General features: G+C 73.3%; 18 protein-coding genes. 11 read left to right on the top strand and 7 right to left on the bottom strand.

Annotated elements, in window-relative coordinates:
• Window positions 1–268: 268 nt before the first annotated feature.
• Window positions 269–2,182 (bottom strand): primary-amine oxidase, encoded by a 1,914-nt coding sequence (locus FXF51_RS27645; protein ID WP_148437587.1) that lies wholly within the window; start codon window positions 2,180–2,182, stop codon window positions 269–271.
• 171 nt (window positions 2,183–2,353) lie between these two features.
• Window positions 2,354–3,076 carry a TetR/AcrR family transcriptional regulator gene (locus tag FXF51_RS27640; protein ID WP_148437586.1) on the bottom strand — a complete coding sequence of 241 codons (723 nt, stop codon included), beginning with the start codon at window positions 3,074–3,076 and terminating at the stop codon, window positions 2,354–2,356.
• Window positions 3,077–3,294: 218 nt separating this feature from the next.
• Here FXF51_RS27640 and FXF51_RS27635 point away from each other — a divergent pair, with 218 nt between their 5' ends.
• The 3 genes from FXF51_RS27635 to FXF51_RS27625 all read left to right on the top strand — a co-directional run bounded on the left by FXF51_RS27635 (window position 3,295) and on the right by FXF51_RS27625 (window position 5,603).
• Window positions 3,295–4,353 carry a TerC/Alx family metal homeostasis membrane protein gene (locus tag FXF51_RS27635; RefSeq protein WP_148437585.1) on the top strand — a complete coding sequence of 353 codons (1,059 nt, stop codon included), beginning with the start codon at window positions 3,295–3,297 and terminating at the stop codon, window positions 4,351–4,353.
• Window positions 4,354–4,653: 300 nt separating this feature from the next.
• Window positions 4,654–5,283, top strand: a complete 630-nt coding sequence (locus tag FXF51_RS27630) for an RNA polymerase sigma factor (protein WP_262379879.1) — start codon at window positions 4,654–4,656, stop codon at window positions 5,281–5,283.
• An 80-nt stretch (window positions 5,284–5,363) separates the two neighbouring features.
• A complete protein-coding gene (locus tag FXF51_RS27625) occupies window positions 5,364–5,603 on the top strand; it encodes an anti-sigma factor family protein (RefSeq protein ID WP_148437583.1) in 240 nt (79 codons plus the stop codon).
• Here the strand turns inward: FXF51_RS27625 and FXF51_RS63845 are convergent.
• A complete protein-coding gene (locus tag FXF51_RS63845) occupies window positions 5,569–5,952 on the bottom strand; it encodes an anti-sigma factor family protein (protein WP_148437582.1) in 384 nt (127 codons plus the stop codon). The genes FXF51_RS27625 and FXF51_RS63845 overlap by 35 nt on opposite strands.
• A gap of 127 nt (window positions 5,953–6,079) precedes the next feature.
• Here FXF51_RS63845 and egtA point away from each other — a divergent pair, with 127 nt between their 5' ends.
• The 5 genes from egtA (at window position 6,080) to FXF51_RS27595 (ending at window position 11,640) form a co-directional block, all read left to right on the top strand.
• Window positions 6,080–7,333: an ergothioneine biosynthesis glutamate--cysteine ligase EgtA gene (gene egtA, locus FXF51_RS27615; RefSeq protein WP_148437581.1), complete on the top strand. Its 1,254-nt coding sequence runs from the start codon at window positions 6,080–6,082 to the stop codon at window positions 7,331–7,333.
• 27 nt (window positions 7,334–7,360) lie between these two features.
• Window positions 7,361–8,653, top strand: a complete 1,293-nt coding sequence (egtB, locus tag FXF51_RS27610) for an ergothioneine biosynthesis protein EgtB (protein ID WP_148437580.1) — start codon at window positions 7,361–7,363, stop codon at window positions 8,651–8,653.
• Between the two features lies 1 nt (window position 8,654).
• Complete coding sequence (gene egtC / locus FXF51_RS27605; RefSeq protein WP_148437579.1) at window positions 8,655–9,362, top strand: ergothioneine biosynthesis protein EgtC; 708 nt, start codon at window positions 8,655–8,657, stop codon at window positions 9,360–9,362.
• 17 nt (window positions 9,363–9,379) lie between these two features.
• Entirely contained in the window at window positions 9,380–10,360 is a 981-nt protein-coding gene (gene egtD / locus FXF51_RS27600; RefSeq protein ID WP_148437578.1) for an L-histidine N(alpha)-methyltransferase, read from the top strand.
• 125 nt (window positions 10,361–10,485) lie between these two features.
• On the top strand, window positions 10,486–11,640 hold the full coding sequence (locus FXF51_RS27595) for an aminotransferase class V-fold PLP-dependent enzyme (RefSeq protein WP_262379878.1): 1,155 nt from the start codon (window positions 10,486–10,488) through the stop codon (window positions 11,638–11,640).
• Window positions 11,641–11,649: 9 nt separating this feature from the next.
• On the opposite strand, the gene FXF51_RS27590 is transcribed toward FXF51_RS27595, so the two are convergent.
• A complete protein-coding gene (locus FXF51_RS27590; RefSeq protein WP_262379877.1) occupies window positions 11,650–12,357 on the bottom strand; it encodes a TetR/AcrR family transcriptional regulator in 708 nt (235 codons plus the stop codon).
• A gap of 81 nt (window positions 12,358–12,438) precedes the next feature.
• On the opposite strand from FXF51_RS27590, the gene FXF51_RS27585 reads away from it, so the two are divergent.
• Both FXF51_RS27585 and FXF51_RS27580 read left to right on the top strand, forming a co-directional pair.
• Entirely contained in the window at window positions 12,439–13,122 is a 684-nt protein-coding gene (locus tag FXF51_RS27585) for an NAD(P)-dependent oxidoreductase (protein WP_148437577.1), read from the top strand.
• Window positions 13,123–13,180: 58 nt separating this feature from the next.
• On the top strand, window positions 13,181–14,404 hold the full coding sequence (locus FXF51_RS27580) for a sialidase family protein (protein WP_148437576.1): 1,224 nt from the start codon (window positions 13,181–13,183) through the stop codon (window positions 14,402–14,404).
• 23 nt (window positions 14,405–14,427) lie between these two features.
• On the opposite strand, the gene FXF51_RS27575 is transcribed toward FXF51_RS27580, so the two are convergent.
• Window positions 14,428–15,957 carry a hypothetical protein gene (locus FXF51_RS27575; protein WP_148437575.1) on the bottom strand — a complete coding sequence of 510 codons (1,530 nt, stop codon included), beginning with the start codon at window positions 15,955–15,957 and terminating at the stop codon, window positions 14,428–14,430.
• A 132-nt stretch (window positions 15,958–16,089) separates the two neighbouring features.
• Here FXF51_RS27575 and FXF51_RS27570 point away from each other — a divergent pair, with 132 nt between their 5' ends.
• Window positions 16,090–17,454: a hypothetical protein gene (locus tag FXF51_RS27570; RefSeq protein ID WP_222871498.1), complete on the top strand. Its 1,365-nt coding sequence runs from the start codon at window positions 16,090–16,092 to the stop codon at window positions 17,452–17,454.
• A gap of 100 nt (window positions 17,455–17,554) precedes the next feature.
• Here FXF51_RS27570 and FXF51_RS27565 read toward each other — a convergent pair whose 3' ends face one another.
• Window positions 17,555–19,450, bottom strand: a complete 1,896-nt coding sequence (locus FXF51_RS27565; RefSeq protein ID WP_148437574.1) for a S41 family peptidase — start codon at window positions 19,448–19,450, stop codon at window positions 17,555–17,557.
• Window positions 19,451–19,562: 112 nt separating this feature from the next.
• Window positions 19,563–21,095, bottom strand: coding sequence for an N-acyl-D-amino-acid deacylase family protein (locus tag FXF51_RS27560; protein WP_222871497.1), 1,533 nt, complete (start codon window positions 21,093–21,095; stop codon window positions 19,563–19,565).
• Window positions 21,096–21,103: the final 8 nt, after the last annotated feature.

Raw genomic sequence — 21,103 nt, 5'->3', positions numbered from 1 at the left:
CCTTGCCGTGACCCGGCCAGTGGAGGGGGAGAAGGCCGGCGTGCGAACAAGCCGAATCACAACATGGATCCGGAGGCAACGCAATAGGCGCCAGGCGTCCCACTAAGGACAGGATAATATCAAGCCCGCATACCCCCTGCCGGGTCGCGCCATTACAGCACGGTGAAACTTCTTTTCGGCGGCCGGACTTTCCCGATGGCGCCGATGAATAAAAAGCCGGCCGGAGCGGTCCGAAAAGTACGCGGGACCGCTCCGGCTGAGTAGGGGGTCAGCCGCCGTGCCCGTGATGCGCGGGAACGTCCAGGGTCGGATTGCGGTCGAAGAAACCATTGGGCTTGAGCGTGAATCCCGTGTGGTCCACCGGCATGATCGGCCAGTCCTCGGGCCGGGGCAGATGGGTCAGCCCGAAGACGTGCCAGACGACGAGCGAGCGGCCGTCGAGGTCGCGGTCGGCGGCGGCGAAGGCGGGCAGCCCGGCGCCGCCCGGATGCTGGTTGACCAGGAAGCCGGCCGGGTAACGCTCGTCCGGGTCGTACGCGGTGACCCACAGGTGCCTGGTCGCGAACGCGGCCCGCGCCGCGATGGAGGAGCCGGGATCGGCCAGCAGCACCGGCTTGCCCTCGGGCTGCAGCACGTACGCCACCGGCCGCCCCATCGCGTTGAGCGAGGCCGGGTTCGTGATGTGCCAGGCGCGCTGCACGGCCGGCTCGGCCAGGCGCTGCGCCTGGCCCTCCCGCAGCAGGGGCGTGCGCCGGTAGGTGAACGCGTTGCCGCGCGGGTTGCCGGGCCCCATCGGGACACGGGCCAGCTCGACCTCCTCGACCCGGTTGGCGGGCCCGTCCACGGCCATGTCGAGACGGGCGCAGAACAGATGCTGGTGGTAGGGCGCGGCCAGGCCGGGCGCGACCTCCGTGGCGTACGCCGACTCGCCCTTCGGGTAGGCCGAGGTGAACAGCACGCCGGTCGCCTTGGCCTCGAACGCGATGGCGCCGTCCAGGTAGAGGTACCAGTAGAAGCCGTAGTCGTAGTTGCCGACCGTGGCGAAGAACGACAGCACCAGGCGGCGCTGGCGGCGCACCTCGGAGGAGCCCGTCCACAGGTCCGTGTGCTTCCACAGGATGCCGTGGTCCTCCTCGTGCAGGCAGATCGCGTTCGGCAGGGTGCGGGCGGCGCCGTGCTCGTCGGCGATGACGGCGTCGAGGTAGGTGATCTCGCCGACGCAGTCGCAGCCCCGTTCCAGGGAGTTGGCGTACTGGCCGATGAGGTACTCGCCGACGTCGAAGTAGTTCTGCCAGGAACGGATCGGGGACGGGTCGGCGTAGGGCACGACCATCTCGGCGATCGAGGCGCGGTGCACGATCGGCCGCTCGCGGCCCGCGTCGCGATCGTGGAAGGCGATCTGGTGCAGGACGAGCCCCTCGCGCACGTCGAAGCCGATCCGCAGCGACCAGTTCTCCCAGCGCAGCAGGTTGCCGTCGAGGGTGAAGCTGGGGCCCTCCGGCTGGGTGATCTCGATGGGCCGCTGCGTGGTGCGCGCGGGCCCCGTGACGGCGGCGTCGTCGAAGTTGCCGGACACCGACGGGATCGGCACCGGGCCGAAGTCGATCACCTGGTCCACCGTGCGGTTCAGCACGTCCACGTACGCGACGAGGCCGTCCACCGGGTGCGCCCAGGCGTGGTCCTTCTCGTGCTCCTGCACGAAGGCGAGCCCGCGCAGGATGCGGCGGCCCGCCTCGCCGGGGTACTCGCCGGCGTACACGCCCGCCGACAGCGGGGCCACCCTGACCTTGGCGACGTCCAGCCCCCGGGTCTTCAGCGCGGCGATCCACCGCTCGTCGGTGGCCAGCACCTCCTCGACGATCCCGAACTCCGCGTCCAGCACGGGCGGCTGGCCGTCGAGCGCGGGATCCAGCGTACGGTCGGACTCCACCGTCCCCCGGGTCAGCGAGACGACCACGTCGCGGGGCGCGGCTCCGGCGGTGTCGAGCAGCAGCACCCTGACCCTGCGGTCGGGCGGGGCGGCGGGCGAGTAGGTGAGCAGCGCGTCCTTGGGTGGCTCCTCGACCCCCGTGTACGCGAAGCGGGTGGTGTCCTTGATCAGCCCGGCGGCGGCCAGCACGGTCCGGGCGGCCGCGATCTCGCCTGGGGACAGCGGGTCGAGCGGGTGCGGCGTGGCGGTCATGGCTTCTCCCTCTGCCGACGAGTTCTGCCGACGAGTTCCGCCGACGAATACTGCCGGGGAACGTCGCCGTCAGCGAACACCACGGCGACGGTGATTTCCAGGGCCGGGAAGACTGTCGTGGCGATGTCCCGCGCGCGGCTGGGCCGCCGCCCGCCTGGCCCGCGCGTCCGGTCAAGCCCCCGCTTCAGGGGAGGGCTCGGGCCGGTCGGCGGGCTGGTCGGCGGGCTCGGGCCGGTTGGCGGGCTGGTTGGCGGGCTGGTCGGCGGGCTGGTCGGTGGGGTCGGGCCGGTCGGAGGTGGCGGGCGGGGATTGCGGGGTCAGGGCGGTGACGATCCTGGACAGCAGCGCCGCCCACTCCTCGTCACCCACCCCGCGCAGATCCGGCGTGACCAGCGCGCTGCCCATCCCGAGCAGCAGGCAGAAGTGCGCCACCGCCTCCGGCGACAGAGCGGGATCCAGCTCACCGTCCCCCTGCGCGACCCCGACCAGATCGGCGATCCAGTCGGCCCGCTCGCCCACGTAGTCGCGCATCGGCCCGGCCACGTCCTCGTCCCTGCGCGCCGCGACCAGCGCCTCGACCACCAGGTAGCCGAGGGGGTCGCGCCGCCGGGTCAGCGTGCGGCCGATGGCGAGCAGCAGCTCCGTGGCCGACCGGTCGGGGTCGGCGACGAACAGGCTGGCGAGCTGGTTGCGCCCGTGCGCGCGCAGGGCCGCCACGAGCAGCTCGGCCTTCGAGCCGAAGTGCGCGTACAGGGCGCCGTTGCTCACCCCCGCGGCGGCGGCGATGTCCGCCACGCGCGTGCCGTCGTAGCCGCGCTCGGCGAAGACCTCGGCGGCGGCGCGCAGCAGCCGCTCACGTGTCTCCGCGGCGGTGACTCCCGCGATGCGTCCCATGGTCGAATTTAAAATTTCGTTCAATTATCTCGTCAAGAGCGGCTTCAGGGCACCCTCGGGGTGGAGGGATGTCCCCGTTTGATCTACTCTGAACCGGCGAGGGGAGTACTTCCAAAGAGCCGGCCCGGTCAGTACGGACGTCCCGCGCGTCCCCGGACGGCCACCCTTTGGGTGAAGGAGACCTCGAACGGTTGGATCTGTTCGAGGGAGGTATTCCCATGTCCGCGGGGACATTTTCGCATGCCCTAGAGCTGCGCACCATCGCTTCACCGACTCTCTGGATCATCACGGTCGCGGCCCTGTTGCTGCTGCTGGTGGTGGACATGCTGATCACTCGGCGGCCGCGCGAGGAGAGCATGCGCGAGTCGATCGGCTGGTCGGTCTTCTACCTGCTGCTGCCCGTGTTCTTCGGCTTCTACCTGTGGGCCGATCACGGCGGCGGCGTGGCGGTCGAGTTCTTCACCGGGTTCGTGGTGGAGAAGTCGCTGTCGGTGGACAACCTGTTCGTGTTCATGCTGCTGCTCGCGGCCTTCGCGGTGCCGTCCGCGCTGGCCAGGCAGGTGCTGCTGTACGGCATCGTCGGGGCGCTCGTGCTGCGCGTCATCTTCATCTGGCTCGGCGCCGCCGCGCTGCAGAGCGGCACCTGGGCGTTCCTGCTGTTCGGCGCGATCCTCATCGTGACCGCCGGCAAGATCGTCCGGGACGTGGTGAAGGGCGGCGAGCAGGAGGTGGACATCTCCTCCATGCGGACCGTCCGGCTGGTGCGCCGCTTCGTGCCCGTCACCGACGAATACCGCGGCTCGCGGCTCGTCGTGCGCGAGCGGGGGCGGCTCGCGCTCACCCCGCTGGCGCTGGCCGCCGTCGCGATCCTGGCCACGGACATCGTCTTCGCCGTGGACTCCGTACCGGCCGTGTACGGGGTGACGGAGGACCCGTTCCTCGTCTTCGCCACGAACGCGTTCGCGCTGCTCGGCCTGCGGGCGCTGTACTTCGTCCTGCAAGGGGTGCTGACCAAGCTGCGGCACCTCAACCACGGGCTCGGCGTCATCCTGGCGTTCATCGGGGTCAAGCTGGTGCTGCACTGGGCTCACGGGATCTGGACGTGGGTGCCGGAGATCCCGACACTGGCCTCGCTCGGAGTGATCGTGGGAGTCCTGTTCGTCGTCACGGTGACGAGCCTGCTCGCCAACCGGCGTGACCGGCTGCGCGGCGCCGACGCCCTCGTGGCAGGGGACGAGACGCCCGAAGCGATCCAGGAACCGGCCGGGGAGCGGTAGCCTCCGCGTCCGGACGCGCCCGCGGGGCACTCGCGCCTCGCCCCGCGGGTTTCGCGGTGGGACGGCGCCGCCACACTAGTGGCACCCACCCGCCACGCAAGTGCACCGCTCAGGCGTCCGGCGGCGCACCCCCGCGGCAGGCCACGCGACAGACCCGCCGGTCAAGCCCCCGCCGCTCCGCAACCCCGTCCCCCACGCAGATGCGCGCGAGACAGGGCTACACGGGGCGGCCCGGGGAAACGTCAGTGGGGGAAGTTAATGTGTGCGCTGTCCCAGCGTTCGACCGGAGGGGGAGCGATCGTGGGGTCCTTCGAGGGCAGTGGGCTGCCCCCGGATGACGTCGTCGTCGGAGCTCTGCGCGCCGGCGACGAGGCGATGTTCGCGGTGCTGCTCGACACCTGGTCCAGGGGCATGCTCCGGGTCGCCAGGTCGTACGTGTCCACCGACCACTCCGCGGAGGAGGTCGTGCAGGACACCTGGTTGGCGGTGATCGACGGGATCGACGCCTTCGAGTCGCGTTCCTCGGTGAAGACCTGGGTGTTCCGCATCCTGGTCAACACCGCCAAGAAACGCGGCGTCCGCGAGAGCCGCACGCTGCCGTGGAGCACGTTCGAGCGGGACGGCGGCCCGTTCGTCGAGTTCGGCGCGGCCAGGGGCGGCCGGTTCGACGGCGCGGCGGCGTGGCCGACGCCCGAGGGCGAGGCGCTGGCGGCGGAGGTGCGGGTGCTGATCGCCGAGGCGCTCGGCCGGCTGCCTCCCCGGCAGCGGGTCGTGATCACCTTGCGTGACGTGGAGGGATGCACCTCCGACGAGGTGTGCGAGATCCTGGAGATCTCCGCGGCCAACCAGCGGGTGCTGCTGCACCGCGCCCGCACCGCGGTACGCGGCTGGCTGGCGGACTACTACGAGGCCGTCAAACAGCCCGAATGAGGTCGCGCGGCCCCATCGGGCCCGTGCAGCGGCGACAATGAGTGAAACGGTTCATCCCAGAGACGAGGGCGGTCAACGTCGTGAAGCGGTTCACCTGCGACGAACTGGCGGAACAGCTCACCGCCTACCTTGAGGACGCCCTCGACCAGCCGTCCCGCGACGGCATGCGGGCGCACCTCGCCTGCTGCGAGGGGTGCGGGCGATACCTCGAGCAGTTCCGCGCCACCATCAAGGTGCTCGGCGACCAGCCGCCGGAGAAGTTGCCGGCGCCGGTGCGCGACCGGCTCATGTCCGCCTTCCGCGACCGCCGTCCCCGGTAGGAACGTCCCCCGAGCCCGCAGGACCCCCCGAGCCCGCAGGATCCCCCAAGTCCGCAGGATCCCCCGAGCCCGTAGGAACGCCCCCCGAGCATCCGCTCTCCCGCCGCAAGCCCTCGACGCCCGCGAAACTCTCCCGCAGTGCGGCCAGCACCGGCGCAGGGATGACCCCGTCACGCAGGCAGCTCAGAGCCGCGATCGTCGCCAGCAGCTGCGACACCCACCCCGAGCACCCCGCACACGCGCCCAGATGCCCCGCGACGGCCCGATGCCGGCCCGGCGGGAGCGCGCCGTCCAGGTAATCAGTGACCAGGCCGAGCACCTCCGCGCAGCCCAGTGAACCCTGCTCCATGTCACACAGTGCCTTCCACGCCCCGTCCGTTACGCGGAAATTCGTGTGTAACGATCGAGCGCCTCCCGGGTCTGTAGTCCCGTGCGCACCAGTACGACCCGCGCGCGGTGCCGGCGAAAGGGAGACGATGATCGGGGTCACGGCCGAGAGCACACCGTTGCGCGACGTCACGGAGGTGGCGGAGTACGCGCACCGGTGCTTCCGCCCCGCCGCCGCCCGGGTGGGCGTCGAGCTGGAGTTCCTCGTCTTCGACCGGAAGGATCCCGGCGGGCAAGTCCCGATGGAGCGGACCCGCCGGGCGCTGCCCGGGTACCTGCCGGGCGGCAGCCGGGTGACGTTCGAGCCGGGCGGCCAGCTCGAACTGTCGGGCCCCGCGGGCCCGCTGCCCGAGACGGTGGCCCGCCTGACCGCCGACGTGGCCGCCGTCCGCGACGGCCTGCGCGCCGCCGGGCTGGCGCTGGGCGCGGTGGGGCTCGATCCGGTGCGCGCCCCCTGCCGCCAGCTCGGGCTGCCCCGCTACGAGGCGATGGCCGAATTCCTGGGCGTGCCGTACGGGGCGCTGATGATGTGCTCCACCGCGTCCATCCAGGTCAACCTGGACTTCGGGCGGGAGCCCGCCGTCCGCTGGGAGCGGGCGCACGCGCTCGGCCCCGTGCTGCTCGCCGCCTTCGCCAACTCCCCGCTGAGCGGCGGCAGGCCGTACGGGTGGATGTCGGGCCGCCAGGACGTCTGGAACAACCTCGACCGCAGCAGGACCCGGCCGGTGCCCGTCACGGGCGACCCCGTCGCCGACTGGACGGAGTACCTGCTCGACTCCCGGCTGATGCTCGTCCGGGAGGAGTCCGAGCGCTACCGGCCGATCCGCGACGGCTCGACGTTCCGCGACTGGCTGGAGAGCGGGGGCGAGCGCCGGCCCACCCCGGAGGACCTCGCCTATCACGCCACCACCGTCTTCCCGCCGGTCCGGCCCAGGGGATGGCTGGAGATCCGCTACCTGGACGCGCTGCATCCGTCCGACTGGCCGGTGTGCGTGGCCGTGACGCACGCCCTGATCACCGACGACCGGGCCGCCGACGCCGCGATGGCCGCCGTCGAGGTGCGGCGGCCGGGTCCGTACCAGGAGGACTGGGACCGGGCGGCCAGGTGCGGGCTGGCCGACCCGCGGATCAGGAACGCCGCCGAGGCGTGCTTCCGCGCCGCGCTGGAGGCGCTGCCGCGGCTCGGCGCGGACGCCGCCCTGGCCGGCGCCGTGGCCGCGTTCGCCGACCGCCACGTGAGCACCGGCCGCTCACCCGCCGCCTACCTGATCGACCAGGCCTCCGGTTCGATGGACCGTCCCTGGCTGGACCACGACTCCCACCACCGGCCCGACGGCCACTGACCAGACGACGACACAGCAAGGACGCGCATGACTGACATCAAGGAACGCATCGCCAAGGAGCTCATCGCGGTGCGCGACCGTTCACTCACCTACACGGACGCCGAGGACGACCTCCTGGTACGCCAGCACTCCCCGCTCATGTCCCCCCTCGTCTGGGACCTGGCGCACGTCGGCAACTACGAGGAGCTGTGGGTCCTGCGCGCCGCGGCCGGCATCACCCCGCTCCGCCCCGAGATCGACGACATCTACGACGCGTTCAAGACCCCCCGCAAGGACCGCCCCGGCCTGCCGTTCCTGCGCCCCGCCGAGGCACGCGGCTACATCGAGGGCGTGCGCGGCCGCGTGCTCGACGTCCTCGACGAGATCGACCTGGAGGGCCCGTCCCCGCTGCACCGCGACGGCTTCGTGTTCGGCCTGGTGATCCAGCACGAGCACCAGCACGACGAGACCATGCTCGCCACGCTGCAGCTCTCCGGACAGCCCGGCCTGGTCCGCGACGGCCACCTGCCGCCAGGGCGCGCGGAAGGCCCCGAGGAGGTGCATGTCCCGGCGGGGCCGTTCCTCATGGGCACCGACACGCTGCCGTGGGCCTACGACAACGAGCGCCCGGCCACCTGGGTGGACCTGCCCGGCTACTGGATCGACCGGCTCCCCGTCGGCAACCGCGCGTACCTGGCGTTCATCGAGGACGGCGGGTACGACGACCCGCGCTGGTGGACGCCCGAGGGCTGGGAGTGGCGGCAGCGGCGCGACATCACCGCCCCGCTCTTCTGGACCAGGGACGGCGGCGCCTGGCACCGCAACCGCTTCGGCCGCGTCGAGCCCGTCCCCATGGACGAGCCCGTGCAGCACGTGAGCTGGTACGAGGCCGACGCCTACGCCCGATGGGCGGGCAAGCGGCTGCCCACCGAGGCCGAATGGGAGAAGGCGTGCGGCTGGGACCCGCAGCAGCGCCGGTCCAGGCGCTACCCGTGGGGCGAGACCGACCCCGGCCCCTCCCTGGCCAACCTCGGCCACCTGTCCTCCCACCCCGCCCCGCTCGGCGCCTACCCGCAGGGCGCCAGCGCCTACGGGGCCGAGCAGATGCTGGGCGACGTGTGGGAGTGGACCGGCTCCTGGTTCCACGGGTATCCGGGGTTCCGCAGCTTCCCGTACAAGGAGTACAGCGAGGTGTTCTTCGGCGAGGAGTACCGCGTGCTGCGCGGCGGCTCCTGGGCGGCCGACCCGGCGGCGGTGCGGACCACGTTCAGGAACTGGGACTACCCGATCCGCAGGCAGATCTTCACCGGCTTCCGCTGCGCCCGGTCGGAGCTGGTCTGAGGTGTGCAGGCACGCCGCCTGGCTGGGCGCGGAACGCCCGCTCGCCTCGCTCATCGACGAGGCCGAGTACGGGCTGCTCAAGCAGTCGTACGCGCCGCGCCGACAGCGGGCCGGGCTGATCAACGCCGACGGGTACGGCATGGGCTGGTACGTCGCAGGCCGCCCAGAACCGGTGCGTTACCGCCGTTCCGTGCCCATCTGGACGGACGCCAACCTGCCGGGCCTCGCCGCCACGGCCCGCTCCACCTGCCTGCTGGCCGCCGTCCGCTCGGCCACCGTCGGCATGCCGATCGAGGAGAGCGCCACCGCGCCGTTCACCGACCGCACCTGGCTGCTCAGCCACAACGGCCGCGTCGCCCGCGACGCGGTCAAGAACCTCTGCGACGGCGCCGAGAGCACCTGCGACGCCGCCTGGGTGGCCGCCGCCGTGTTCCAGCGCGGACGCGCCGGCGCCGGCCTGGGCGAGGCGCTGGCCGACGTCGTCGTACGGGCCGGGGAGAAGGACCCCGCCGCCCGCCTGAACCTGCTCGCCTCCGACGGCACGGCCATCGCCGCGACCGTCTGGGGCGACACCCTGTTCCATCACCGACTCCACGACGGCGTGCTGGTGGCCAGCGAACCGCTCGACGACCTGCCCGGCTGGCAGGCCGTGCCCGAGCGGAGCCTGCTCACCGTCACCCGCGACGACGTCGTCGTCCAGCCGTTGTGACTCACCTAGGAGATCTCGTGCCCGTCACCCAGTCCACCGTGCGTGTGATCAGTCATCTTGACCGCGACTACCTGCGCCAGGCCCTCGAACACGACGTCACCGCCGGCCTGACGTCCAGCCCCAAGTGGCTGCCGCCCAAATGGTTCTACGACGCCGCCGGCAGCGACCTGTTCTCCCGTATCACCCGATTGCCCGAGTACTACCCGACCCGCCGCGAGCTGACCATCCTGCGCGCGCGGGCCGCCGACCTCGCGGCCGTCTCCCGCGCGGACACGCTGGTCGAGCTGGGCTCCGGCACCAGCGAGAAAACCGGGTTGCTGCTGGACGCGCTGTCGGCGGCCGGCACCCTGCGCGGCTACACGCCCGTGGACGTGGACGCCGTCACCCTGGAGGCCGCCGCCCACCGGCTCGCCGGCCGCTACCCGGGTCTGACCGTGCAGGCCGTGTGCGCCGACTTCGAACGCCACCTCGCCTTGCTGCCCCGCAACGGGCGGCGGATGGTGGCCTTCCTCGGCGGCACCATCGGCAACCTCGAACCGGCCGCCCGCGCGGTGTTCCTCAAGGAACTGCGGGCCACGCTGCGGTCGGGCGACACGTTCCTGCTGGGGGCCGACCTGGTGAAGGAGCGGGGGAGGCTGGTGGCGGCCTACGACGACAGCGCGGGGGTGACGGCCGAGTTCAACCGGAACGTGCTGCGGGTGATCAACCGGGAGCTGGACGCGGACTTCGAACCCGAATCGTTCGAGCACGTGGCCGTCTACGACGAGCGGCACGACTGGATCGAGATGCGGCTGCGGGCGTCGCGGGCCATGCGGGTGCGGGTCGGCGGGCTCGGGCTCTCCGTTTCGTTCGAGGAGGGGGAGGAGATGCGGACCGAGATCAGCGCCAAGTTCCGTGAGGACGGGCTGCGGGGCGAGCTGGCGGCGGCGGGGTTCGGGGTGCGGCGGCACTACACGGATCCCGAGGGGGACTTCGCGCTGGTCCTGGCCGAGGCGTGAACCCGCGCGCCACGCCCGCCTCCGGTGCGAGGCCTGGCTCCGGTGCGGTGCCCGCCTCTGGTTCGGCGCCTGTCTCCGGCGCGGCAGCCGGAAGGAGGCGGGCTGCGGAGGCGGGACGGACGCGCGTGGCCGAGGCGTGGCGGGCGGCGCGGACGGTGACGCCGGTGGGGCACCTCGACGCGGCCGGGTGCAACGTGCCCAGCGATCGGGTGCTCGACGTGATGACGGCCCACCTGCGGCTGGAACGCGAGCGTGGCGGCTACGGCGCCGTCCCCGACCTCACCCCCGCCCGCTCCGCCCTCGCCGCCCTCGTCGATGGCGGGCCGGGTGGCGGGCCGGGGCGGGTGGCGTTCCTGGAGAGCGGGACGGCGGCGATGGCGGCGCTGCTGGGCGGCTGGCGGCTCGGCCCCGGCGCCCGCATCGGGTGCGCTCCCACCGAGTACGGCAGCACGCTGATGCTCCTGCGCCACCTGGCCCCCCGACGCGGCTGGCACCTCGTCGAACTCCCCGTGGACGGCGACTCCCGCATCGACCCGGACGCCGTACGGACCAGGCTCGCCGCAGGCCTCGACCTGGTGATCGTCTCGCACGTCGGCTCCCACCACGGCGTCGTCCAACCGGCAGCCGAGATCGGCGCACTGTGCGGGCAGGCCGGGGTGCCGTTCGTCCTGGACGTCTGCCAGTCCCTGGGCCACGTGGACGCACGCGGCACGGGAGCCACCGCCTACGTCGGCACCTCCCGCAAGTGGCTGGCCGGCCCGCGCGGCGTCGGCTTCCTGATCGTCCCCGGCCTGACCCCCGCCATGGACGCCCCCGCCCCCACCCTCAGCGGCCACCTCTGGGGCGACCCGTCGCTGGACGGCGGCGAGGTCGCGCCGGTTGAGGGGGCGGCGCGTTACGAGAGCTCGGAGGGCCCCATCGCCACCAGGGCGGGCCTCGGCGCGGCGGTTCTGGAGCACCACGAGCTCGGCCCGTCCGCCGTCCACGCCCAGCTGGCCGATCTGGGACGCACGGCGCGCGGCCTGCTCGACGGGGCGGGCGGCTGGCGGGTGGCTGAGCCGCTCGACGAGCCTTCGGCCCTGGTCACGCTCGTCCCACCGCCCGGTGACACGGCCGAGCGGGCCGCCGCCCGCGCGGCGCGGGCGTCCCTGCTGGTCGGCGTCGTCCCCACGGCGCGCGCCCCGCTGCACCTGCGCGAGCCGGTGCTGCGCGTCTCCCCGCCGCCGGGCACCCCGCCGGACACCCTGGAGTCCCTGGCCCGCACCCTCGCCACCCCCTGACCTGACCACTCACCCCCCGGCAGGCAGCCCCAGCGACGCGACGAGCTCGCGCATCTCCTCCCGGTACAGCTTCTCCGGATGCCGCGCCTGCGCCCGCAGATGCCCGTGCACCTCCAGCGCCACCAGCCCGTGCATCCGCCCCCACACCCGCAGCGCCACCGCCACGGCGGCAGGCGGCAGCCCGGGATGGGAGGCCCGCACCTCGTCGGCGAGCCCCGGCCCGAAGTCCGACCAGTCGTGCTGCTCCGCACGCGACCGCTCGCCCGCGTACGGCCAGGCGGCGGCCACCAGCGACACCAGCCCCGCGCACGCACGCCGCGCGGCCTCCGGGGCGGGCCCGCCGGGCGGCGGCCGGTAGTCGGGGACCGGCTCCCCGTAGACGAGCCGGAACCCCTCGGGATTGCCGGTGGCCCACGCCCGGAACGTCCGCGCCCACGCCATCAGCCGCCCCGCCGCGTCATCGGCGGGCACGGCGTCGCAGGCCTTGTCGATCTCGTCCATGAGCGCGGTGTAGACGTCGTCGATGAGCGACGTGAGCAGGTCGTCGCGGGTGGCGTAGTAGCCGTAGAGCGCTCCGGCCGTCATCCCCATCCGCCGGCCGATGGCGCGCAGCGTGACCGCGCCTGGCCCGCCCTCGGCCAGCAGTGCCATGGCGGTCTCCTTGATCTCCTGGACCGTCTGGGCCCTGAGCCGCTCTCGCCTGCTGCCTTCGACCACGTTGACACCTTACCGGGTTCAGTGTCTAATCGGCGTTCAGTTACTACACGCCGTTCAGTGAATAGCTTTGAGGAGTGCGTCATGCGCATGGGAGTGTTCGGAGCCACGGGTGTCATCGGGTCGCGCGTCGTCGCGGAAGCGGTGCGGCGGGGCCACCACGTCACCGCGTTCACCAGGGACGCCTCCCGCTTTCCCGCCGAGACGGGCGAGATCGCCTGGCAGGTCGCCGACGTCCTGGACGTTCCCGGCGTGACGAGCGCCATCACCGGCCTGGACGTCGTCGTGAACGCGCTCAACGCCGGACGCGACGTCCCCGACACGATCGCCAACGCCCACGTGCTGCCCGCCACCGCCCGGTCGCTGCTGGAGGCGCTGGAGTCGCAACCCGCCGCCAGGCTGATCGTCGTCGGCGGCGCGGGCAGCCTCGAGGTACGCCCCGGGCTGCAGGTGGCCGACGCCGAGGGCTTCGCCGAAGGGCTGCCGGAACTTCTCGGCGTCCCCGCGGAGTACATCAAGGTCGTGCTGGCCCACCGCGAGGCGCTGGCGCTCTACCGCCTGTCCAACCGCAACTGGACCTACCTCAGCCCCTCGGCGGCCCGCGTCGACCCCGGCACCCGCACCGGCAGGTTCCGGGTGGGCGGCGACCGGCTGCTGGTCCGCGAGGACGGCACCAGCGACATCTCCGCCGAGGACCTGGCCGTCGCCATCCTCGACGAGGCCGAGCTGCCCCGGCACGTGCAGCGGCGCTTCACGGTGGGTTATTGAGCAGAACGTTGATCGCGACGCCCGGCGCGGGGATCATGACCGCGAAAGGGAGGCACACATGCGGAGATTACGCACGCTGGGCGCCGCGATCGGCGCCGTCGCGGCCGTCCTGGTCACGGCCACGCCGGCCGCGGCGGCTCAGCCGCCCACCCACACCTGGCACAAGCAGACCCTGTGGAAGCAGTACACCAGCACCGACCCGGCCACCGGCGCGACAGTCACCACCTGCTACCGGCTCCCGGCCGTCGTCAAGACGAGAAACGACGTGCTGCTCGCCTTCGCCGAGCGGCGCAACAGGAACAACTGCGCCGACCACGGCGCCTTCGACGTCGTGATGCGCCGCTCCACCGACAACGGCGTCACCTGGGAGGCGAGCAGAACCGTCCTGGCGAGCACGGCGGGGGCGGCCCTCCAGGGGAACGCGACCGTGGTGGCCGACTCGTCCGGATCGGTGTTCCTGTTCACGACCTCCGAGCCGACCGCGACCCAGACCACGCCCCGCGTTCCGAAGGTGCAGGTCAGCACCAACGACGGGCGTACGTGGTCGGCGCCGCGCGACCTGTCCGCCGACATCAAGGCACCGGCGGGGGCGGGTGACTGGTTCGCGACAGGACCCGGGCACGGGATCCAGCTCACGCGCGGCGCCCACGCCGGACGACTGGTCGTGCCCGTCTACTTCGCCGTGGGCAACCGGCAGAGCGTGCGGCTCGTCCACAGCGACGACCACGGCGCCTCCTGGCGGATCGGCGCGACCGCCACGTACGACAAGACCGTGCTCAAGCTGGGCGAGCAGACGCTGGTCGAGCGGACCGACGGCAGCATCCTGGTGATCGCCCGCAACGGCGCCGTCCCCGACGACCAGACCTCCGTCCACGGCCTGGCCCGGGGCGTCAGCAGCGACGGCGGGCTGACCTTCGACGGCGACTTCCGCGCCGACAACGCCGTCACCGCCCCGCCGACCCACCCCGCCCTGCTCCGCCAGCGCTGGGACGGCGGCCCGTACACCCGCATCCTGCTGTCGGCGCCCGCCACCCCCAAGACGAACAACAATCCGGTCGGGATGAACGTGCGATCGTCCTTCGACGAGGGCGCGACCTGGCGCGGCTACGACGGCAGCACCGGCAACGCGGGGGTGCGGATCGACGCGGACCACGCCGGCTACTCCGACATGACGCTCCTCGGCAACGGCGCGATCGGCGTGTTGTACGAGGCGGGCGCGGCTCGCTTCCGCGACGAGATCCGGTGGAACTGGTTCTGGGAGAGCGCCATCGGCCTGCGCTGATCACGTCGGCCGGGCAGTACCGCTCACTCGGCGACGCAGAGGCGTTCGACGGCCGCCGCCACCCGGCGCGTGAACGGCGACGCGCTGGCCGGGCCGTGGAAGGGCTGCGTGGCGCCGTCCGTGACGGCCTCGACGGTGGCCAGGTCCGCGCCGGGGTGGCAGACCACGTCCGCCGACGGCAGGTCGGCGAGCAGGAACTCGCCCTGGTCGGCACGGGCCTCCGCCGGGTGGGCGGCGCGGCGGACCCACACCGGGCGGTCGTCGCGGTCCAGCCGGTAGACGCCTGGCCCGCGCCCGGCCGCGATCCGTACGGCGGAGCCGCCGCGCAGCCGTACCCGCAGCGAGAAGGGCCCGCCGCGCTGGGTGGCGCGCAGCAGGCTGACGTGGTTGAACTCCTGCGGATCCGCCAGCCAGCTCACCCGCCCGCCCAGCATCACCACGAGATGGGCCAGCACGAACGGGGGCACGCCGACGGCCTGCTGGTTGACCGCCGACACCTCGGTGCTCTCGTCGCAGTGCCACCGGATGGCCGACAGGTAGACCCGTTCGCCCGGCGTGATCAGAGCGCGCAGGCTGAACAGCCCCGCGACGCCGTACCTGCGCCAGCCCCAGACCGCGACGCGCTCGGCGCACTCGATGAGCAGCGCGGCGGCGGGCACCGGCCAGGGGCGCGACCAGTCGTGGCCCGCGCTGCACAGCGGGCCCACGCCCAGCTCGCCGACGCCGGTCGTCTCGTGCGAGGGACGGTCCACGTACACGCTGACGCCGCCGGAACCGTCAGGGACGCTGAGCACGGTGACGGCGCACGGCCAGCCGTCCACGAACGCCGCCACCCGGTACGGGCCCAGCAGCCGCGCGGCCCTGGCCATGTCGTCGTCGCCCGACACGATCACCGTGCCGCGCCCTCCTGACACGCCGCCCGCCTGCACCACCACCCGCTCGGTGCCGACCGCGCGGCGCAGCTCCGCCAGGCTCGCCAGCCGTTCGGCGGGCACGCAGCGGATGCGCGCCACGGCCGGCACGCCCGCCGCCCGCAGCAGGTCGTCGAACAGGTGCCTGGCCTCGATCGTGGCCCGCACGCCCGGGTCGATCGCCGCGACCGTCCCACCGGGGCCTGCCAGCTCCTGGAGCTGGGCGCCGGTGTGGCCGGTGGCGATGACGGGCGGGCGGTCCAGCTTGACCAGGTGCCGGGCGGCTTCGTGGCGTACGCGCCGCAGCCAGCCGCGCCGCTCGGGCACGGAACGGCTGCCGGTGTGCTCCTCCGCCGCGACGACCATGCCGGGCAGCGCCGGATCCCACGCCGCGTAGCAGCCGATGCCCAGCGCGGGGCGCAGCGCCTCGACGGGCGCGGGCCCGGTGTACCCGGCGCGCAGGGCGGTGCTGCACCGGTCGACGACGACCAGGGGCCTGCCCGCCAGCGCGCCCAGCAACTCGGCATGAGCCACCTCGGCCGCCGCCCCGTCGAAGCGGGCCGCCTCCTCCGTCGCCCGGTCGGCGTGGGGCGCCTCCGCCGCCGCCCGGTCGGCGTGGGCCGCCTCGTCCATGCCTGCCATCCGGCCTCCCTGTCGTCCGCCTGCCTCACCGCCGGCTCTCTTGACGGTGCTCTGCGCGCGGCGCATCGTCGAGGGCACCGCGATGTGAAGCGATGTGAAGCTGAGATGCCGCCACGGCGCACCCGCCCCGTCGTGAACCGCTCCCTGGCCGCACTGATCGAGCAGGCCGGCTGGACGCACGCCGCCACAGCGCAGCACGTCAACGCCGTCGCCGCAGAGAGCGGCGAGCGCCTGCACTACGACCGCTCGGCGGTGGGCCACTGGCTGACGGGAACGGTCCCCAGGCCCGAGGCGGTGCACGCCGCCGTGGAGGCGTTCCGCCGCAGGCTCAACCGGCCGGAGCTCTCCCCGCGCCATCTCGGCTGGCCGGACGCCGCAGTCCCCCCGCCCGCCGACGACCCCTGGGACGGCGACCCGGTGGCCCGGCTCGCCACAGTGGGCGAGGACGACCTGCTCAACCGCCGTACCGTGCTGACGGCGGGCACGTTCACGCTGGCCGCGCTCTCCGGCCTGGCCACCGGGCGCGGGGCGCCGCAAACACGGGGACGCCCCTCCTGGGCGGGCGCCGCACCGAACGCGCTGGATCGCGCCTCACGGGCGGGCGCAGGCGACGTGGTCCGCGTACGCGCCGCCACCGCGGCCTTCGCCGACCTGGACGACCAGTACGGCGGCGGCCACGCCCGTGCCGCCGTCGCCGCCTACCTGGCGCGCGAGGTGACACCCCTGCTGCGCAGGGCGAGCGGGCGCGGCAGGCCCGACCTGTTCACGGCGGCGGCCGAGCTGAGCTACCTGGCCGCGTACATGGCCATGGACGCGGGCGCCAACGCCCTGGCCCAGCGCTACTACATCAGCACCGTACGGCTCGCGGACGAGGCCGGCGACCTGCTGCTGCGCGCGACCGCGTTACGCAGCATGGCCGTGCAGGCCGCCGAGCTGGGCCACGACGGTGAGGCTCTCGCACTGGCCGACGCCGCCGCCTCGGCCCTCGGCGGGCACGGCCCCCGGCGTACGCTCGCCTGGATCACCGGCATGCGCGCCGAGGCGCACGCGGCGGCCGGCACCCGCTGGGACGCGCTCAACCTGCTGCACCGCACCGAGACCCAGCTCGAACGCGCCGACTCCCCGCCGGAGACCGAGTGGCTCGGCAACTACCGGCGCGAGTCCCTGGAACACCAGATCGGGCTGACCCTCACCCAGCTCGGCGACCACGCCACCGCCGCCCGCCACTTCACCGCGTCCATGGCGGCGCGGCGGCCGGTGGAGCTGCGCACCCGCGTCCTGATCGGGCTGCGGGCGGCGCACGCCCACCTGCGGGCCGGCGACCCGGAGCAGGCCGCCGTCACCGCGCTGGGCCTCAGCGACGACGTACGGCTGATCGCCTCGGCCCGGGTGCACGACGAGCTGCGCCGCCTGCGAGCGGCCTGGCAGCGGTACCGCGCCAGCCCGCTCGTCGCCGAGGCGGACACCGCCGTGTCAGGCAGCGACCTCACGACCTAGCTCACAGGAGGTCGGCGAGGCGGTCCACCTGCTTCGAGTTGTGATCACCCTGCACCCGGCCGCGCCGGGCCCCGCACCCGATGCGGGGCCCGCCGGACGGTCAGGGCCGCAGGATCGTGCGCGCGGCGACCAGTTCGCCGCCCTGGAACCCCTCCACCCTGATGACGTGCGCCGCCCCGGCACCCTGCACCGCCACGGTCGTGACCTGCTGCGTCACGTCCACCGACGCCACCGGCCTGCCGTCCAGGTAGATGTCGGCCCGGTCCACCAGCGCGGTCGTCAGCGTCACCTGCGCCGCCGAGACCTGCACGTCGAGCCGCCGCACCGGCTGCCCGGCGAGGATCTCGCCCGCCCGCGCGAGCAGGTCCTCGTTGCCCTGCAGCACGTCCCTGCGGGTCATCCGGTGCCGGAAGTCGGGCACCACCCCGAGGTCCTCGACGGGCGTGCCGGCCAGGTCGTGCACGCGCAGCGTGCGCCGGACCGACACCCGCATGCCCGCCCCGCCCGGCAGCGGCTTGTACGGGGTCTGCGGCGCGGGCGAGGGCAGCTCGAGCAGGAGCTTGAGCAGCTCGTGCGTCCACACGTTGGCGCCGCCCGCGCCCGTGTTGTCGTCCGTGCCGAGCACCTTGCCGATCTTGTGGTCCTGGAAGCCGGCGGCGAAGATGTCGGTCGCCGAGTAGCAGAGCGCGTTGGTGATCAGCACGACGGGGCCGAAGTACTGCTGGCCGAGCGCGTTCGCGCCGCCGGCCGGGGTGATGGAGAACGCGCCGGAGAAGACGGCGCCCGTCTCCAGCGCCTGCTCCATGGACGGGCACCAGGGGCCCAGGTCGATGCCGGACGGGTTCTCCTGGTGCTGGCGGCAGATGCGCAGGTTCAGGTTGGACGTGATGAACTGCGTCGGCTCCGGCACGATCGGGCGCGGCGTCATCGTCTGCAGCAGGAACTCGCTGGCGAAGATGTGCCCGCCGCCGTTGTCGCGGACGTCCAGGACGAGCCCGTTCTGCGGCAGCAGCCCGATCAGCCTGCAGAACTCGCGGACGAACGCGTCCGGGTCGTTGACGCTGAAGCTGAACACGCGGATGTGGCCGTACGTGCCCGACGGGGTGACGACGCTCCTGGCGCGGAAGAAGGCGGGCATGGAGGTGGGGATGTCCGCGCCGGCCTCGGCGGGCTCGGCCGTCAGCTCGGCGCCGCCCAGGCTCTCCCGCGGGGTGACGGCCTCCGGCACGTACAGGAGCTTGATCGCCCGGGAGATCTCGTCCGCGCCCAGGTCGAGGCCCTGGGCCGTGGCGGCGACGGACAGCTCGTCGGCGTTCACGAACGGCGGCAGGTTGTCGCTGACGCGCCAGGTCTCGCTCAGCTCGCGGCGGATCCCGTCCTGGCCGACGTAGGTGAGCACCACCCACGACTCGTCCGGCGGCACGTGCACGCGCAGCGGCCTGATCGTCATCGACTGCAGGCCGCGCGCGTGCCTGGCCGCCGGGTTGCTGCCCGCGAACCTGGACGCGTTGATGTCCACCGCGCGGTCGATCGGGATACCGTTCCAGTGCGTTACCTCGACGCCGGGGCCGAAGCCGGGGGCGGAGAAGTCCTGCAGCGTTCTGGTCACCACGTAGTGGCGCTGGTCGCCGTCGTAGTGCTCCTCGATGAGGTACGGGAGGAAGGCGATCCTGCCGGAGAACGGCAGGGGTAGCAGGTAGTTCGTGTGCAGGTCGCGTACCGAGTGGAAGATCTCGGACAGCTCGGAGTGGAAGCGCCATTCCGGGCCCATCGTCTGCGGGGTCTGCCTGCTCAGGCGCACGGCGAGCAGCCGCAGCCGCTGCACAGGGTTCACCGCGTGCATCGCGGCCTTCAGCGGCAGATGCACGTAGTTCTGCTCGATGAGCACCAGCGCCTGCTGGACCAGGAGTCTCCTGTCTTCGAGTGTGAGTTTGTCCGCCGCGCGCAGGAAGTCATGCAGTTCCTGCTTCGCGACCCCGCTCGTGGGCTCGGTCATCTTCGTCCACCCGTTCCGGTCGTACGCGCGCCAAATCGCTGCCGCGCTCGAATACCGGCACGCTCTCACCGCGGGTGAAGGGGCCGCCACGGGAGGTGTCCTAGGGGTTTCCCTAGCGCGCGGGGGTCTTGCGCAGTACGCGGCCGGGACGGGCGCCGGTGGGGACGCCGTCCGCCAGCACGACCTCGCCGGACACCAGCACGTGCCGCGCGCCCGCCGCGTACCGCCACGGATCGCCGTAGGTGGCCAGGTCCGCCGTGCTCGCCGGGTCGAACACCGCCACGTCCGCCACCTGCCCCGGCGCGACGGTGCCGCGATCGGTCAGCGCGAGGCGGGCCGCGGGCAGCGAGCTCATCTTCCGTACGGCCTCCGCCACCGGCACCACCCCCTCACCACGCGCGCTCGGGCCAAGAACGCGGGCGAACGTGCCGAAGTTACGCGGATGCGGATGCCCGTCGCCGGGGGCGCGCAGCACCCAGCCGTCGCTGGCCACGGCGCTGGCGGGGTGCCGCAGCACGGCAGCCACGTCCCGCTCGGCCATCGCGTGGTTGACGATCATCACCTGGGCGCGGTGGGCGGCCAGCACGTCCAGGACGGCTTCGGCGGGCTCCACGCCCGTGTCCTTCGCGATGGCGGCGATGCTGTCGCCGACGCGGTCCGCGTACGGGCCGGGGGAGAGCTCGGCGATGATCACCCCTTCGGGCAGGAACGTGCGCCCGACGGCCGGCCGCAGGCCGGCCAGCACGCGCTCGCGGTCGGCGGGGTCGGCCAGGCGGGCGAGCAGGGCGGCGGTCCCGCCGTCCATGGCCCAGCCGGGCAGGCGGGAGGTCAGCGTGGTGGAGGAGGCGGTGTAGGGGTAGACGTCGCAGGCCACGTCGAGCCCCTGCGCCGCGGCGGCGTCCATCAGGGCCAGCGCCCGCTCCACCTTGCCGTGGTTGGCCGGGCCCATGGCCTTCAGGTGCGAGATCTGCAGCCGTACGCCCGACGCGCGCGCCACCGACAGCGCCTCCTCGACGGCCTCGATGAGCCGGTCGCCCTCGTCGCGCATGTGGGTCGCGTACAGCAGGCCGTGCCTGGCGGTCTCGGCGGCCAGCGCCTCGATCTCCTGCGTGGCCGCGAACGAGCCCGGCGCGTAGATCAGGCCGGTGGACAGGCCGAACGCGCCCTGCTCCGCCGCCGTGGCGAGCAGGCCGCGCATGCGGTCCAGCTCCGTGCGGCCGGGGGCGCGGCGCTCCTGGCTGAGCACGGCGGCGCGCAGGGCGCCGTGGCCGACGAGGAGGGCGAGGTTGACGGCGGGACGGGCGTCGTCCACGGCGGCGGCGAACGCGGCCAGGTCGGCGCCGCTGTCCGGGCCTGGGAACGGGGACATGCCGCAGTTGCCCGTGACGAGCGTGGTGACGCCCTGGTGGAGGCAGGCTTCGGCGGTGGGGGTGCCGAGGATGGTGAAGTCGGCGTGGGAGTGGAGGTCGATGAGGCCGGGGGTGACGATGAGGCCGGTGGCGTCGATCACGTGGGTGGCTTCGGCCGGTGTGGTCGTGCCGACGTGGGTGATACGGCCGGTGCTCATCGCGAGGTCGGCGCGTCGGGGCGGGGCGCCGGTGCCGTCGATCAGCAGGCCGCCGGTGATCAGGACATCGGTTCTCACCCTCCCGA

Source organism: Nonomuraea sp. PA05, from assembly GCF_008086045.1.
In the GTDB taxonomy this organism is placed as follows: domain Bacteria; phylum Actinomycetota; class Actinomycetes; order Streptosporangiales; family Streptosporangiaceae; genus Nonomuraea; species Nonomuraea monospora.
Note: the sequence above shows the minus strand (reverse complement) of the source record. Positions and strands in the feature narration are given on the sequence as shown.